The 13,931-nt window shown below is 74.5% G+C and carries 18 protein-coding genes; 15 read left to right on the forward strand and 3 right to left on the reverse strand.

Features of this window, described 5'->3' with window-relative positions; genetic code table 11:
- Positions 1-58 precede the first annotated feature (58 nt).
- From secA2 to AB0D28_RS10110, 3 genes are all read left to right on the forward strand, one after another.
- Positions 59-2,353: an accessory Sec system translocase SecA2 gene (gene secA2, locus AB0D28_RS10100; protein ID WP_357384180.1), complete on the forward strand. Its 2,295-nt coding sequence runs from the start codon at positions 59-61 to the stop codon at positions 2,351-2,353.
- Positions 2,354-2,520: 167 nt separating this feature from the next.
- On the forward strand, positions 2,521-3,261 hold the full coding sequence (locus AB0D28_RS10105) for a GAF and ANTAR domain-containing protein (protein WP_357384182.1): 741 nt from the start codon (positions 2,521-2,523) through the stop codon (positions 3,259-3,261).
- 76 nt (positions 3,262-3,337) lie between these two features.
- The gene (locus tag AB0D28_RS10110; RefSeq protein WP_357384184.1) at positions 3,338-3,841 is read left to right on the forward strand and encodes a DUF2231 domain-containing protein; all 504 of its coding nucleotides are present in this window, start codon (positions 3,338-3,340) and stop codon (positions 3,839-3,841) included.
- Positions 3,842-3,914: 73 nt separating this feature from the next.
- Here the strand turns inward: AB0D28_RS10110 and AB0D28_RS10115 are convergent, their stop codons facing one another.
- Positions 3,915-4,880, reverse strand: coding sequence for a DUF3500 domain-containing protein (locus AB0D28_RS10115; RefSeq protein ID WP_357384186.1), 966 nt, complete (start codon positions 4,878-4,880; stop codon positions 3,915-3,917).
- Positions 4,881-4,903: 23 nt separating this feature from the next.
- Positions 4,904-5,296, reverse strand: a complete 393-nt coding sequence (locus tag AB0D28_RS10120) for an ankyrin repeat domain-containing protein (RefSeq protein WP_357384188.1) — start codon at positions 5,294-5,296, stop codon at positions 4,904-4,906.
- 70 nt (positions 5,297-5,366) lie between these two features.
- On the opposite strand from AB0D28_RS10120, the gene AB0D28_RS10125 reads away from it, so the two are divergent.
- The 10 genes from AB0D28_RS10125 (at position 5,367) to AB0D28_RS10170 (ending at position 11,279) form a co-directional block, all read left to right on the forward strand.
- Positions 5,367-5,744, forward strand: coding sequence for a hypothetical protein (locus tag AB0D28_RS10125; protein ID WP_013476996.1), 378 nt, complete (start codon positions 5,367-5,369; stop codon positions 5,742-5,744).
- Positions 5,745-5,848: 104 nt separating this feature from the next.
- The gene (locus AB0D28_RS10130; protein WP_357384191.1) at positions 5,849-6,301 is read left to right on the forward strand and encodes a cysteine dioxygenase family protein; all 453 of its coding nucleotides are present in this window, start codon (positions 5,849-5,851) and stop codon (positions 6,299-6,301) included.
- Between the two features lie 34 nt (positions 6,302-6,335).
- Entirely contained in the window at positions 6,336-6,827 is a 492-nt protein-coding gene (locus AB0D28_RS10135; protein WP_357384193.1) for a rhodanese-like domain-containing protein, read from the forward strand.
- A gap of 52 nt (positions 6,828-6,879) precedes the next feature.
- The gene (locus AB0D28_RS10140) at positions 6,880-7,440 is read left to right on the forward strand and encodes a winged helix-turn-helix domain-containing protein (protein ID WP_357384195.1); all 561 of its coding nucleotides are present in this window, start codon (positions 6,880-6,882) and stop codon (positions 7,438-7,440) included.
- Positions 7,441-7,732: 292 nt separating this feature from the next.
- On the forward strand, positions 7,733-8,341 hold the full coding sequence (locus AB0D28_RS10145) for a winged helix-turn-helix domain-containing protein (RefSeq protein WP_357384197.1): 609 nt from the start codon (positions 7,733-7,735) through the stop codon (positions 8,339-8,341).
- A 98-nt stretch (positions 8,342-8,439) separates the two neighbouring features.
- Positions 8,440-9,069, forward strand: coding sequence for a uridine kinase (locus AB0D28_RS10150; RefSeq protein ID WP_357384199.1), 630 nt, complete (start codon positions 8,440-8,442; stop codon positions 9,067-9,069).
- Between the two features lie 182 nt (positions 9,070-9,251).
- Positions 9,252-9,650: a TraR/DksA C4-type zinc finger protein gene (locus AB0D28_RS10155; RefSeq protein WP_269706492.1), complete on the forward strand. Its 399-nt coding sequence runs from the start codon at positions 9,252-9,254 to the stop codon at positions 9,648-9,650.
- 48 nt (positions 9,651-9,698) lie between these two features.
- Positions 9,699-10,568, forward strand: a complete 870-nt coding sequence (locus AB0D28_RS10160; protein ID WP_357384202.1) for a DUF72 domain-containing protein — start codon at positions 9,699-9,701, stop codon at positions 10,566-10,568.
- A gap of 94 nt (positions 10,569-10,662) precedes the next feature.
- Positions 10,663-10,845: a hypothetical protein gene (locus tag AB0D28_RS10165; protein WP_357384204.1), complete on the forward strand. Its 183-nt coding sequence runs from the start codon at positions 10,663-10,665 to the stop codon at positions 10,843-10,845.
- Between the two features lie 5 nt (positions 10,846-10,850).
- A complete protein-coding gene (locus AB0D28_RS10170) occupies positions 10,851-11,279 on the forward strand; it encodes a DUF2267 domain-containing protein (RefSeq protein WP_357384206.1) in 429 nt (142 codons plus the stop codon).
- A gap of 77 nt (positions 11,280-11,356) precedes the next feature.
- Here AB0D28_RS10170 and AB0D28_RS10175 read toward each other — a convergent pair whose 3' ends face one another.
- On the reverse strand, positions 11,357-12,100 hold the full coding sequence (locus tag AB0D28_RS10175; protein WP_357384208.1) for a PIG-L deacetylase family protein: 744 nt from the start codon (positions 12,098-12,100) through the stop codon (positions 11,357-11,359).
- A gap of 185 nt (positions 12,101-12,285) precedes the next feature.
- Between AB0D28_RS10175 and AB0D28_RS10180 the strand changes: the two genes are divergently transcribed.
- Together AB0D28_RS10180 and AB0D28_RS10185 are read left to right on the forward strand one after the other, a co-directional pair.
- Positions 12,286-12,588 carry a hypothetical protein gene (locus tag AB0D28_RS10180; RefSeq protein ID WP_026268594.1) on the forward strand — a complete coding sequence of 101 codons (303 nt, stop codon included), beginning with the start codon at positions 12,286-12,288 and terminating at the stop codon, positions 12,586-12,588.
- 3 nt (positions 12,589-12,591) lie between these two features.
- Complete coding sequence (locus AB0D28_RS10185; protein ID WP_357384211.1) at positions 12,592-13,869, forward strand: cupin domain-containing protein; 1,278 nt, start codon at positions 12,592-12,594, stop codon at positions 13,867-13,869.
- Positions 13,870-13,931: the final 62 nt, after the last annotated feature.

The raw sequence follows: 13,931 nt of genomic DNA on the forward strand, positions 1-13,931 counted from the left end.
CCCGGCGCGCGGCGGGCGGGGGTCACAATCGGCTCCGGTTCGCGTACCGTTGCGGCTCATGGGTGTGTCGCAACGGTTGAAGACCAGGTTCCGTCGATTCCTCCAGCGCCCGGGGACGACAGTCGACCTGGCTCCGCTGGAGAAGCTGCTGCCGGCGATCGAGGCGCGCGAGGCGGACCTGGAGCAGCTGTCCGACGCCGAGCTGACCGAGGCCGCCGGCCAGGCGTCGGGTTACGAGGAGATCTGCGCGATCGGCCGCGAGGCGGCCCGGCGCGGGCTCGACCAGCGCCCCTACGACGTGCAGCTGCTCGGCGCGATGGCGCTGCTGTCCGGCAAGGTCGCCGAGATGGCCACCGGTGAGGGCAAGACGCTAACCGCCACCGTCGCCGCGTACGGGCACGTGCGGCTGGGCAACGGCCCGGTGCACGTGCTCACCGTCAACGACTACCTGGCCCGCCGGGACGCCGAGTGGATGACTCCCGTCTACGACCTGCTCGGGCTCACCGTCGGCTGGGTGAACGAGGCGTCCACGCCCGACGAGCGGCGTGCCGCGTACGCCTGCGACGTCACCTACGTCTCGGTCAGCGAGGCCGGCTTCGACTTCCTGCGCGACCAGCTCGTCACCGACCTGGCCGACCGGGTGCAGCCGCCGCTGAAGACCGCGATCGTGGACGAGGCCGACTCGATCCTGATCGACGAGGCCCGGGTGCCGATGGTGCTCGCGGGCGCCGTCGGCGGCGAGCAGGACCCGGTGCACGCCGCCGCCGCGCTGGTGCGCGGGCTGCGCAAGGGCAAGCACTACACGGTCGCCGACGACGGCCGCAGCGTCGCCTTCACCTCGGTCGGCCTCGCCACCGTCGAGGCCAAGCTCGGCGGCATCGACCTGTACGACGAGGAGCACGTCGGGCAGCTCTCCGCGGTGAACGTGGCGCTGCACGCGCACGCCCTGCTGCACCGCGACGTGGACTACATCGTCCGGGACGACTCGGTCGAGCTGATCGACGAGATGCGCGGCCGGGTCGCCCAGCGCCGCCGCTGGCCGGACGGGCTCCAGGCCGCGGTCGAGGCGAAGGAGGGCCTGGACGCCACCGCCGAGGGCGAGGTGCTGGGCACGATCACCGTGCAGGCGTACATCGCGCTCTACCCCACTGTCTGCGGCATGACCGCCACCGCTGTGCTCGTCGGTGACCAGCTCCGCGAGTTCTTCGGCCTCGAGGTCGCGGTGATCCCGCCGAACACCCCCTGCGTCCGCGAGGACGAGCCGGACCGGATCTACGCCACCCGCGCCGAGAAGGAGGAGGCGCTGGTCGACGAGATCACGCGCTGCCACCAGGCGGGGCGGCCGGTGCTGGTCGGCACGCTCGACGTCAAGGAGTCCGAGGGGCTGGCCGCCGCGCTCGAGGCCGCGGGGGTGTCCTGCGTGGTGCTGAACGCGAAGAACGACGACGAGGAGGCCGGCATCATCGCCGAGGCCGGCGCGTACGGCGCGGTGACGGTCTCCACCCAGATGGCCGGCCGGGGCGTGGACATCCGGCTGGGCGGCAGCGACCAGGCCGACCGGGACCGGGTGGCGGAGCTGGGCGGCCTCTACGTGATCGGCAGCGGCCGGCACGACAGCCGCCGGGTCGACGACCAGCTCCGCGGCCGGGCCGGCCGGCAGGGCGACCCGGGCGGGTCGGTGTTCTTCGTCAGCCTGGAGGACGACCTGGTGGTCCGGCACGCCGGCGACACCGTGCCGCCCTCACCCCGGATGAACGCCGACGGCCTGGTCACCGACCCGCAGGTCGACTACGCGGTCGAGCACGCCCAGCGGGTCGCCGAGGGTGTCAACCACGAGATCCACCGCAACACGTGGCGCTACAGCCAGGTGATCGAGCAGCAGCGCAAGGCGCTCGCCGAGCGCCGCGAGCGGCTCCTGACCAGCGACATCGCCGCGCTGATGCTGCTGGAGCGGGTGCCGGAGAAGGCCGGCGAGATGGACGAGGACCTGCTCGCCGACGTGGCCCGCAAGATCGCCCTCTACCACCTGGACCGGCTCTGGGCCGACCACCTGGCCGAGCTGTCCGAGGTACGCGAGGGCGTGCACCTGCGGGCGCTGGGCCGGCTCGACCCGCTCGACGAGTTCCACCGCAGCGCGGTGCCGGCGTTCAACGCGCTGGTGCCCGAGATCGAGACGCGGACCGTGGCCACGTTCGAGGAGACCGAGTTCGACGAGGGCTGGGAGCCGGACTCGTCGAAGCTGGTACGGCCGAGCGCCACCTGGACGTACCTCGTGCACGACAACCCGTTCGGCTCGGAGCTGGACCGGCTGATCGCCTCGGTGGGCCGCCGGCTCATCTCCGGGTCGCGCTGACCGTCGCGAAGGGCCCCTTCCCGGTCCCGGGAAGGGGCCCTTTTTGCGCGGTTTCGCGCGCGGTCTGCGAGGGTAGTAGGCCGGGGCCCGGCCACAGGAGGGACGGACATGGGACAGGCAACGGTGCCGAACGGGGAGACCGCGTGGACGGTGGGTGCCACACCCCGATGAACCTCGACACGCGCCAACCCATGATCGACAACCTCAACGTGCTGGAGACGGCCGCGCTGCTGCGTGAGCTGACGGCCGGCCTGATCGGTGCGGCCGGGTTCGACGAGGCGCTGGACCGCCTGGTCCGGATCGCCCGCGACGCCGTGCCGGGCGTGGACTGCTGTGGCTTCACCGTGCTGCGCGCCGGTGAGCCGGCCGGGGTGGCCGCCTCCGACCCGGACCGCGCCGAGCTGGACGACCTGCGGCACGGTCCGGACACGCCGGCGATGGCCGCGATCCGCCGCCGGGAGATGATCATCTCGGCCGGGCCGCCCGGCGAGACGCGCTGGCCGGCCTGGAGCGAGCGGGCCCGGGCGCTCGGGGTGCACGGGGTGATCTCCGCCCCGGTCGACGTGGACGAGCAGGTGATCGGCGCGATCAACCTGTACGCCGAGTCGCCCGGCGCGCTCACCCCCCGGCATCAGCTCACCGCCATGCTGCTCGCCGAGCACGCCGGGCTGCTGCTCGCCGCCGCGCGGGACCGCGAGCGGGCCGCCACCCGGGCCGGCCAGCTCGACGACGCGCTGCTGGCCGAGGGGGTGGTCGGGCAGGCCGTGGGCGTGATCATGACGCAGCGGGGCTGTCCGGCACCGGAGGCCCTTCAGGTGCTGCGCAGCGCCGCGTCCTCGCTGGACATCCCGCTACGCGAGGTGGCCGAGCGGCTCGTGCTCACCGTCTCCCGGCCCCGGGACAACTGAGCGACAGTCGTTTCACCTCGCGGCGCCTCGGGTAGCACTCTGGACTGGTGAGCTGCGCCGACCTGGGGAGGAAGCGATGCAGAGCCGGCTGCGGGTGCAGGGGCATCCCATCCAACCGATGCTTGTCACGTTCCCGTTCGGCCTGTTCGTCTGCGCCGTGGTCTTCGACCTGGCGGATGTGGCCGGTGGTCCGGCGTTCCTCGGTGAGGTGGGCTACTGGACCGCCGTGGCCGCGCTCGTCGCCGCCGGCTTCGCCACCGTCGCCGGCCTGGTCGACCTGTGGGACGTCCGCGCCGGGCGGACCAGCCGGAACGTGCTGACGTTCAACCTGGTGAACGCCGTCATGGCGGCGCTGTTCCTGCTCTCCTGCCTGATCCGGGCGAACGCGCCGCAGCGGGGCGCGAACGGCGCCCTGCTCGCCGCCGAACTCGTCGCGCTCGCCGTCGGCGCGGTCGGCGTGGCCCTGGGCGCGCGGTTGATGCAGCAGTTCGAGCGGGTCACCGAGCCGAGCGGCTTCGAGACGTTCGGCGACGTGCCGGCCGGGTCCACCGTCGAGATCGCCCGCCCGCGCCCGTTCTGACCCGGCCGGCACCGACGAGCTGCGTCGCCCGGACGGGCGGATCAGCGCCGGGGGAGCGTTCGTCGCGTCTCCCTCATCGAGGCCCGCCGGGCCGGTGGGCCACGGCGTGGTGCGCGGCCAGCACGTCGGCGCCGAAGTCACCGGCCGGGCGGCGCAGGACGGTGTGCGCGTGGTTGCCGTCGTCTGTGGTGTTGTCGTACTCGATCAGCAGGTCCTCGCCCTGCACCCGGTAGTAGTGCCGCCGGCCCGGCTCGACCGGGCCGGCCCAGGCGAAGTGCAGCTCGCCGCCGCCGAGCCGGTCGGCCTCCCGGGCCGCCAGCTCGGGCGGCAGCCGGTCCAGGTAGAGCGCGACCAGCCGGTCGAGCAGCGCCCGGCCGGTCGGCCGCAGCCGCCCCCGGGGTACGCCGAGCGGGTCGAGCCGGTCCGGTGCGGTGGCCCGGGTGGCGCTGATGATGTCGGCGGGCGCCTCCGCGGCGATGATCGCGGCGGACCGGCCGCCGGGACCGAGCGCGTCGAGCAGCTCGCGGGCCAGGTCCTCCTCCGGGCCCAGCGGCCGGGTGACCGGGCGGCCGGCGTGCCGGACGGTGGCCGGGTTGGCGCCCAGGAAGATCGGCGCGGGGGAGACGCGGTCGTCGGCGACCGTCATGCTCACCGACAGGTGGTGTCCCTCGAACCGCCAGCCCCAGCTGTCGTCGCGGGCCGGGTCGCCGAAGACGGACACCCAGTAGTCGCCGCTGTGCCGGCCGCGCCGCCAGTCCTCCGCCCGGTCCAGCACCTCTTCGAGGGCCATCACGCTCATGGCCTGCGCGTACGCGGCCGGGCTGAGCGCGGTGGCGAGCAGCCGGTGCGCCGCCTTGCGGGCGGTGACGTCCAGGCCGGCGAGCGTGACGCCGGGCCGTGGCCGGGGCCGGTACTCCAGCCACCGGCGGGCCGGCTCGTCGTCGAGGGCGTGCCGGGCGGCGTGGCGGGCCGGTTCGTCCAGCGCGGCCAGGAACGCCGTCGCGGCGGTGCGCATCTGCTCGGGTACGGGATCGTCCACGGTCCCTGTATACCGCTCGCCGGTCACGCGCGGCCGAGCAGCGCCAGCATGTCGGGCAGTTCGAAGAACCGCGCGGTCTCGACAGCGGACGGGCCGCCGTGGTCCGGGTCGGCGCCGGCGTCGAGCAGCGCGCGGACCGCCGCCTCCTGGCGCCGGAACACGGCCGCGGCGAGCGCGGTCTGTCCCCTGTCGTTGACCCGGGCCGGGTCGGCGCCCCGGGCCAGCAGCGCGGCCACCGTCTCCGGGTGGGCGTGGTACGCGGCGAGGATCAGCAGCGTGTCGCCCTTGGCGTTGGTGAGGTTGACCGGCAGCCCGGCGTCCACGTTGGCGGCCAGCTCCTCGGTGGCGCCGGCCCGGGCCAGGTCGAACATCCGGTGGGCGAAGGCGATGGTCTCGTCGTCGAGTTCGTCGGGCATCCGCCCAGGCTATGGCGTCGCGGCCGGACGCGCCTGGTAGCTTCGCCAGCCGGGCACGGGAGGCGCGCGCATGGACGATCGGGTGTACGTGGGCAACGCGGCGGTGGACGGCGCGACCGACGCGGGCTGGCTGCTGGGCCACTTCAAGCCGGCCGGGGACGTGCGGCACAGCACCGACGTCGAGGTGAAGTGGGGCGTGCACCCGGCGGGGGAGACCCGGTCCCGGTGGGCCACCGGTGAGCGGCGTACCGCCCTGCTGGTGCTGATCAGCGGCGCGTTCCGGATCGAGTTGCCGGACCGGACGGTGGTGCTGCGCGCGCCCGGTGACTACGTGGTGTGGGGGCGGGGCGTGGACCACTCCTGGTACGCCGAGCGGGAGTCCACGGTGCTCACCGTCCGCTGGCCGTCGGTGCCGGGCTACAAGGTGGATCCGCCGGTCCTCCGCTGAGCGCGACCGGCGTCCCAGCATCTGGTATTACCTACTAAACCGATAGGCTTTACCGTCTAAGCTGTGCGGGTACATCCGCTCCGCACCGTGAGGACGCACCGCCGATGACCAGCACCGCTCCCGCCGACCTGCTCGCCGTCGCCGCCCGCTGGGCCGACCCGCACGCCTGGCCGGTGCCGCTGCGGTTCGAGGCTTCCGACCGCTGGTATGCCCGGCTGGACGCCGACGACGAGCACGAGGTGTGGGCGTTGAGCTGGCTGCCCGGGCAGGGCACCGACCTGCACGACCACGGCGGCTGCGCGGGCGCGTTCCTGGTCGTGGCCGGCGTGCTCACCGAGGAGACGGTCAGCGGCGGCCGGCTGCGCCCGCACCGGCTCGCCGCCGGAGCCGGCCGGCGCTTCGGCGTACGGCACGTGCACCAGGTCACCAATCACGGCGACGCGCCCGCCGTCAGCGTGCACGTGTACCGGCCGGCGCTGACCCGGATGACCCGCTACCACCTCGTCGCCGGCCGGCTCCGGGTCGCCGAGGTGGCCCACGCCGGCGTGGCCTGGTGACACCCCGCAACCCGACGAACGGAAGGACGCCCCGATGGCGCAGACCCCCACCCGCACCGAGCGCTGTCCGGTCCCACCGCCCGGCTCGCGCGGCATCGACGAGATCCTCGCCGCCGCCCGTGCCCGCCTGCGCCGCCTCGACCCGGAGCGGGCCCACCTGGCGTGCCGGGGCGGCGCGCTGCTGGTGGACATCCGCCCCGCCGCCCAGCGTGCCGCGCAGGGCACCGTGCCCGGCGCGCTCGTCGTCGAACGCAACGTGCTGGAGTGGCGCTTCGACCCGCGCTGCGCGGCCCGGCTGCCGCAGGCGACCGGCTACGACGTCCCGGTGATCGTGCTCTGCCAGGAGGGCTACACCTCGTCGCTGGCCGCCGCCGCGCTCCAGGACATCGGCCTGTGCCGGGCCACCGACGTCGTCGGCGGCTTCGCCGCCTGGCAGATCGCCGGCCTGCCCACCCTCGGTCCCACCCCGCCGACCCGACCCTCGTCCGCCGCGCCCCCGGTCACCGCCGGCGGGGCGCTCCGCTGACCGTCCCGCCACGACCGGCGGGGCGGGGCGACCGCCCGCACAGGAGGCTCCCATGTCCGTCGTCGCCCTCACCACCCGTCCGGCCCGCTCGGGCCGCCCCGACCGGGCCGGGCCGCCCCGGCCGCGTACCGCACCGACGCTCACCATCACGCTCGACCTCGGCGCCGGGCCGCTGACGCCGGGCCTCGCGCGCCTGGTCGACCTGCTCGACGAACTCGCCGCCACCGGCGAGGGACTGGCCCAGCCCGACGGCCCGGCCGGCCGTACCGTGCTCGACCTGCGCCGCGGCGAGGCGCCGGCGCTCGCCCCCGGCGGCGTGCGCATCCTCACCGGCACCCGGCGGGTCCGGCACGGTGGCACCGAGGTCATGCTCACCCGCATCGAGTACGACCTGTTGCTGTTCCTCGCCGAACACCCGCGCCGGGTGTTCACCCGCCTGCAACTCCTCGCCAACGTCTGGGGCTACGAGCACGCGGTGGCGCGCACGGTGGACGTGCACGTCCGCCGGCTGCGGGCCAAGTTCGGGCCGGACACGCCGTTGGTGACCACCGTGTACGGCGTGGGCTACCGCCTCGCCGACGACGCCGCGATCACGGTGGACCGCGACGCCTGAGCCCGGCCCGGCCGGCACGCGGCGCACCCGGATCCCGGGTGCGCCGCGTTGACCTCGCCGACGCATCCGGCATTGTGAACCCTGGGGCAGACCCCCCTACCAGAGGCGATCCGGCGCTCTGCTGTAATCAACGGGCCTCGCACGCAGAGCGAGCACGCGGCTCCGATGTGTTCGTCAAATGTCACATTCACGCAACGCAACCGCCCCTTGACCCTCGCGGAGACGCCGGGAAGCATCGATGCAGCGGCGTCCCGGGCCGTGGGGAGATACCCGGACCAGCCCAAGGAGGACCATGTCGGTCAGCCCCGCCTCGTCGCGCGCCGGATGGCATACGTCCCAACCCGCGGTCCCCGGTCGGCCCCCCGGCGGCCAGCGTCGTCCCGCGAACACCGCCGCGCCCATGCTCACTGTCACCCTCTCCATCCCCCTGGCGTGCGAGGAGTCGCTGACCCCGGCCGCCCGCCGGCTGCTCGACGCCGCCCGCGAGATGCTCGAACACGGTGACGCGGTGGTCAGCGCGGCCACGGTTCCGGCCGAGCGCCGGCCCGACGGCGTCCCGGCCGGCCGTGCCCCGGCGCGTCCGCTCGCCCCGACCATCCCGGCCCTGCACATCCTCGCGTCGTCCCGGTCGGTGCTGCGCGACGGCGAGCCGCTGCCGCTGACCCGCCTGGAGTTCGACCTGCTGCTGCACCTGGTCGCCCACCCGCGCCGGGTGTTCACCCGGCTGCAACTCCTCAACGCGGTCTGGGGGTACGAGCACGCCGGCGTCCGCACCGTCGACGTGCACGTGCGCCGGCTGCGCGGCAAGGTCGGTGTGGACGTCCCGCTCGTCACCACCGTCTACGGCGTCGGCTACCGGCTCGCCGACGACGCCCGCGTCACCATCGACCGCACCGGCTGACACCGGGGACACCACCCGCCGATCGCCGCCGGACGGAGCCCCGACCGCCCGGAGCAGATCATGTGGTGACCCGCCCGCCCGCGCGGCACGATGGTCCGATGCGCGTCCGCCCGATCAGCCCCGACCGGCTCGTCACCGAGCTGGCCGAGCGTCTCGCCCGCACCGGGACGCCCGGTCGGCTGCGGGTCGCCGTGGACGGCCCGCCCGCCGCCGGCCCGGACGCGCTCGCCAGGGCGCTCGTCGACCCGCTGCGCGCCGCCGGCCGGCCGGTGCTGCACGTCCGCGCCGGCGACTTCCTGCGCCCGGCCTCGGTACGCCTGGAACACGGCCGCACCAACCCGGACGCGTACTACGAGAGCTGGCTCGACGAACCGGGACTGCGCCGCGAGGTGCTCGACCCGGCCGGCCCGGACGGCTCGGGCCGGCTGCTGCCGTCGCTGTGGGACACCGCCGCCGACCGGGCCAGCCGGGCCGCGTACGTCGAACTGCCGCCCGGCGGGGTGGTCCTGGTCAGCGGCGCGCTGCTGCTCGGCGGCACGCTGCCGTTCGACCTCACCGTCCACCTCGTGCTCTCCCCGGCGGCGCTGGAACGGCGTACCGACGCCGCGCTGCGCTGGACCCTGCCCGCGTTCGCCCGCTACGCCGGCGAGGTCGACCCGGCGTCCTTCGCCGACGTGGTGGTCCGGGCCGACGACCCGCGCCGCCCGGCCCTGGTCGAACCCGCCTGACCAGCCCCTACCGACTCGCGGGAAACACTCAGGAAACAGGCGGTTTGGTGCGCTGAGGGGACGGGTAATCGCCCGGCTCACAGAGCACGGGTGATCTCGTCGCCCGCGCATCCACAGTCGGACCGGATCCGGGGCGCTGGCCGCCCCGGTCCGGTATGAGGACGTAGGAAAGGCAGGCAGCGATGCTCGTCCACGACACGACAGCCACCGGCCGCTCCCAGGCGGAGGTCGACCAGATCCGGCAGTCCCTGCGGTCGCGGTACGACGAGCTGACCGCCGAGTACGAGCACACCATGGCGCAGAGCCAGGTGCTGCGGCTGGTGGAGGTCGGCGACACCGCCGGCGACGACCAGGCCGACAGCGGCACCAAGACCGCCGAGCGGGACACCGCGCAGTCGCTGCTGCGCACCATCCTGGACCGGCGGGCCCAGTTCGAGCACGCGCTGACCCGCCTGGACGAGGGCACCTACGGCTTCTGCGAGGGCTGCACCGCCCCGATCCCGGTGGAACGGCTGGAGATCTTCCCGTCCGCCACCTCCTGCGTGGCCTGCAAGCAGACCCGGGAGCGGCGGGCGGCCTGAACGCCGTTCCGGTTGCCGGTCGGTCCTGCTGGGCGGTGAGCTCCTGCCATGGGTGAGATCAGGGTGGGCACCGCCTCGTGGACCGACCGGACACTGCTCGACTCCGGCTGGTACCCGGCGAGCGCCGACACGCCGGAGAAACGACTGGCCTACTACGCCCGGCAGTTCCCGCTGGTCGAGGTGGACGCGACCTACTACTCGCCGCCCGCCGAGCGGACCGCCCGGCTGTGGGCCGAACGCACACCGGCCGGGTTCACCTTCAACGTCAAGGCGTTCAGCCTGCTGACCGGCCACCCCACCCGCGTCTCCGCGCTCTACAAGGACCTGCGCCCGGAGACCGGCAAGCGCAACGTCTACCCCGGCGACCTGCCCGCGCAGGCGTACGAGGAGGTCTGGACCCGGTTCCTGTCCGCCCTCGACCCGCTGGTCGACGCGGGCAAGCTGGGCGCGCTGCTGTTCCAGTTCCCGCCCTGGTTCACCATCAAGCGGGACAACAAGCAGTACCTGCTGGAGGTGGCCCGGCGGTGCGCGCCGCTGCGCCCGGTCTTCGAGTTCCGCCACGCCTCCTGGTTCGACGGCGACAACGCCGAGGAGACGCTCGGTTTCCTGCGCGAGCACGACCTGCCGTTCGTCTGCGTGGACATGCCGCAGGGACACAAGTCGTCCGTCCCGCCGGTGCTCGCGGCCACCGCCGACCTCGCGGTGGTCCGCTTCCACGGCCACAGCGACAAGTGGACCAGCAAGGACATCCACGAGAAGTTCGGCTACGACTACTCGAAGCGGGAACTGCGCGACTGGGCGCCGAAACTGCGCGAGCTGGCCGGTGACGCCGAGCAGACGCACGTCCTGATGAACAACTGCTACCGGGACTACGCGCAGCGCAACGCCGCCACGCTCGCCGGCCTGCTGGACGCCTGAGCGTCTCACCCGATCCGGGTGAGGCCCGCTCACCCGCCCCCGCCGCAGCATGGACAGTGGCGCCGCCAAAGGCGCCGCGACGAGGAGGTGGGTCATGACGGTACGGGTGGTGGCGGACCGGCGCCGCGGTGGCGTACTGCACGTGATCGGCGGCTCCGAGGCACCCCGGCGGGGCGAGCGGCCCGGCCGGTTCAGTCCGACCCGGCTGTGGCGGGGCCCCAGCGGCCCGCCGCGCCGCGCCGACGACCGACGCTGGGAGACCGACGCACGGGGGTGAGCCCGATGGCCGAGCAGTTGTTGTCCGCGTTCGAGTCCTCGCTGGACAAGACGAACGTGATCCTCAAGGAGATCGAGTCCGCGTACGGCTGGCCGAAGGAACGGCGCAACCAGTCCTACGCCGCGTTGCGTACCGTGCTGCACCTGCTGCGCGACCGGCTGCCGGTGCGGGAGAGCGCCGAGTTCGCCCAGCAGTTGCCGGTGCTGGTGCGCGGGATCTACTTCGACGGCTGGCAGCCGGAGAACGTGCCGATCAAGCTCAACCGCGACGACTTCCTGTACGAGGTGCGCCAGGGCTTCCCGTACGACGTCGAGGGCGGCGCGCAGCGGGTGGCGCAGGTCGTGCTGGACACGTTGCGCCGGCACGTCACGCAGGGGGAGTGGCAGGACGTGAAGGCCACCCTGCCGCAGGACCTGCGTCAGCTCATTCCCTGACCGGCACCCGGACCGGCCCGTCCCGCCCCCTCGGCGGGGCGGGCCGCCGGCGTGCCGGCCAGGAACATCGCCGTGCCCTACTGAAGGTTGATCGGGAAGACCTCGAACGTGGCGCCGAACCGCGCGCCGAGCCGGCTGCCGGCCGGCCGGGCCATGCCCTCCAGGAACTCCTCGGCGTCGAAGCCGCCGTCGCCGAGCCCGCTCAGGTACGCCCCGTGCGCCCGCAGCGAGGCGACACCCTTGTCGAACGTGTCGGTCACGTCCACCCCGTGCCGGGCCACCGGCGACCCGGCCGCCCACACCTCGCGGACCCGCGACCACGGCTGGACGCCGTCGGTGAGCTGCTCCGGGAAGATCCACCGGTTGCCGGCGTCGCGGACCGCGTCCAGCGTGGCCCGGCCGCAGGCGATGTGGTCGGCCTGGTTCAGCGCGTACGCCCCGTCCCAGGTCTCCCGGAAGTTGTTCGTCAGCACCACGTCCGGCCGGTGCCGGCGCACCACGGCGGCGATGGCCCGGCGCAGCGGCACGCCGTACTCCAGCAGCCCGTCGGGCAGGCCGAGGAACTCGACGACGGACACCCCGACCACCGCGGCGGAGGCGCGCTGCTCCTCCTCGCGCACCACCCGGGCGCGCTCCGGCGTCATCCCGTCGATGCCCGCCTCACCGCTGGTGAGCAGGCAGTACACGACCTCCTTGCCCTGCCCGGTCCAGCGCGCCACAGCGGCTGCGGCGCCGAACTCCAGGTCGTCGGGGTGGGCCACCACTGCCAGCGCCCGCTGCCAGTCCTCGGTCAGCGGGGTGAGCGGTTCCGGCTGCGTCACGTGCGTCTCCTCGCCTGTCGTCCTCCCGCCATCCTGGCATCCGGCCCTCCCGGCCGCTTGCCCCGCGAACCGTCCGTACGACGGCGTCCGGGCGTCTACGGTGGTTAGAGAAGATCGGGCGTGGGGTACCACCCGCTGCACACGGACCCCGGCACGACGCGGGGCGGCACACCGAGGGAGCACCCATGGCATTGAACGACGACGACATCCAGAGCAGCGGCGGCAGCGGCCTGGAGGGCCCGGCCGACGGCGGTGCGACCCCGGGTCAGCACGACGGTGGCGCGGACGGTGGCGCCGAGGGCCCCGCTGACGGTGGCGCGACGCCGGGTCAGCACGACGGTGGCGCGGACGGTGGCGCCGAGGGCCCCGCTGACGGTGGCGCGACGCCGGGTCAGCACGACGGTGGCGCGGACGGCAGCGCCGAGGGCCCGGCCGACGGTGGAGCGACCCCCGGTCAGCACGACGGCGGCGCCGACGGCAGCGCCTGACACATGAGCACCACGCACGCCGACCCGCCGGGTGGCCACGGCCGCCCGGCGGTTGCGTTCTCCGCGTCCGAGGCGCTGGCCCGGTGCGTGGCGGTGGATCCGGCGAAGTTCGCCGCCGACCACTGGGGGTGCAGCCCGCTGCTGTCCCGCGCCGCCGACCTGCCCAACCCGCACGGCTTCGCCGACCTGCTCAGCCCCGCCGACGCCGACGAGCTGCTCAGCCGCCGCGGCCTGCGTACCCCGTTCCTGCGGGTCGCCAAGGACGGCCAGCTCGTGCCGGCGGCGCGGTTCACCGGCGGCGGTGGCGCGGGCGCCGAGATCGGCGACCAGGTCCTCGACGAGAAGGTGCTGGCGCTGTACGCCGACGGCGCGACGCTGGTGCTGCAGGGCCTGCACCGCACCTGGCCGGCGATCGTCGACTTCACCCGCGACCTGGGCACCGCGCTGGCCCAGCCGTTGCAGGTGAACGCCTACCTGACCCCGGCCGGCAGTCAGGGCTTCGCCACCCACTACGACACCCACGACGTGTTCGTGCTCCAGGTGGACGGGCGCAAGCACTGGCGGATCCACCCCCCGGTGCTGGCCGACCCGCTGGAGCGTCAGCCCTGGGGCGGCCGGGCCGACGAGGTCTCCGCCACCGCCGAAGGACGCCCCGAGCTGGACGTGGTGCTCGAGCCGGGCGACGCGCTCTACCTGCCGCGCGGCTGGCTGCACAGCGCCCAGGCGCAGGAGTCCAGCTCGCTGCACCTGACAGTGGGCATCAGGGCGCTGACCCGGTACGCGGTGGTCGAGGAACTGCTCGCGCTCGCCGCCGAGGACGCGCGGCTGCGCGCGAGCCTGCCGTTCGGGCTCGACCTGGCCGACCCGGACGCGGTCGAGCCGGAGCTGACCGAGACCGTCGAGGCGCTGCGCGACTGGCTGCTGCGGGCCGACCCGGCGGCGGTGGCCGGCCGGCTGCGGGCCCGGGTCTGGCCGGCGTCCCGACCGGCGCCGATCCGGCCGCTGGCGCAGGCGCGGGCGCTGGCCCGGCTGACGCCGGACAGCGAGGTCACGGCGCGCGGCGGCCTGCGCTGGCAGCTCGCCCCGGCCGCCGACGGCCGGATCACGCTGCGGGTGCCGGACCGGACGCTCACCCTGCCCGGCACCTGCGAGGCGGCGCTGCGCGCGCTGCTCACCGGCGAGGTGACGCGGGTCGGCGACCTGCCCGGCCTGGACGACGACGCCGATCGCCTGGTGCTGGCCCGCCGCCTGCTCAAGGAAGCGGTCCTGGTCCCCGCCTGACGGGCGCGATCATGAGGTTGACCGGCGGCGCGACGGCGTGTCGCGCCGCCAACCTCATGATC

The sequence above is a fragment of the Micromonospora sp. NPDC048169 genome (assembly GCF_040652815.1).
Taxonomy (GTDB): Bacteria; Actinomycetota; Actinomycetes; order Mycobacteriales; family Micromonosporaceae; genus Micromonospora.

What these genes read in the sequence shown, in the direction of transcription:
- secA2 (WP_357384180.1), top strand. Translation starts at nt 59, where the DNA reads ATGGGTGTGTCGCAACGGTTGAAGACCAGGTTCCGTCGATTCCTCCAG.
- AB0D28_RS10105 (WP_357384182.1), top strand. Translation starts at nt 2,521, where the DNA reads ATGAACCTCGACACGCGCCAACCCATGATCGACAACCTCAACGTGCTG.
- AB0D28_RS10110 (WP_357384184.1), top strand. Translation starts at nt 3,338, where the DNA reads ATGCAGAGCCGGCTGCGGGTGCAGGGGCATCCCATCCAACCGATGCTT.
- AB0D28_RS10120 (WP_357384188.1), bottom strand. Translation starts at nt 5,296, where the DNA reads ATGCCCGACGAACTCGACGACGAGACCATCGCCTTCGCCCACCGGATG.
- AB0D28_RS10125 (WP_013476996.1), top strand. Translation starts at nt 5,367, where the DNA reads ATGGACGATCGGGTGTACGTGGGCAACGCGGCGGTGGACGGCGCGACC.
- AB0D28_RS10130 (WP_357384191.1), top strand. Translation starts at nt 5,849, where the DNA reads ATGACCAGCACCGCTCCCGCCGACCTGCTCGCCGTCGCCGCCCGCTGG.
- AB0D28_RS10135 (WP_357384193.1), top strand. Translation starts at nt 6,336, where the DNA reads ATGGCGCAGACCCCCACCCGCACCGAGCGCTGTCCGGTCCCACCGCCC.
- AB0D28_RS10140 (WP_357384195.1), top strand. Translation starts at nt 6,880, where the DNA reads ATGTCCGTCGTCGCCCTCACCACCCGTCCGGCCCGCTCGGGCCGCCCC.
- AB0D28_RS10145 (WP_357384197.1), top strand. Translation starts at nt 7,733, where the DNA reads ATGTCGGTCAGCCCCGCCTCGTCGCGCGCCGGATGGCATACGTCCCAA.
- AB0D28_RS10150 (WP_357384199.1), top strand. Translation starts at nt 8,440, where the DNA reads ATGCGCGTCCGCCCGATCAGCCCCGACCGGCTCGTCACCGAGCTGGCC.
- AB0D28_RS10155 (WP_269706492.1), top strand. Translation starts at nt 9,252, where the DNA reads ATGCTCGTCCACGACACGACAGCCACCGGCCGCTCCCAGGCGGAGGTC.
- AB0D28_RS10160 (WP_357384202.1), top strand. Translation starts at nt 9,699, where the DNA reads ATGGGTGAGATCAGGGTGGGCACCGCCTCGTGGACCGACCGGACACTG.
- AB0D28_RS10165 (WP_357384204.1), top strand. Translation starts at nt 10,663, where the DNA reads ATGACGGTACGGGTGGTGGCGGACCGGCGCCGCGGTGGCGTACTGCAC.
- AB0D28_RS10170 (WP_357384206.1), top strand. Translation starts at nt 10,851, where the DNA reads ATGGCCGAGCAGTTGTTGTCCGCGTTCGAGTCCTCGCTGGACAAGACG.
- AB0D28_RS10180 (WP_026268594.1), top strand. Translation starts at nt 12,286, where the DNA reads ATGGCATTGAACGACGACGACATCCAGAGCAGCGGCGGCAGCGGCCTG.
- AB0D28_RS10185 (WP_357384211.1), top strand. Translation starts at nt 12,592, where the DNA reads ATGAGCACCACGCACGCCGACCCGCCGGGTGGCCACGGCCGCCCGGCG.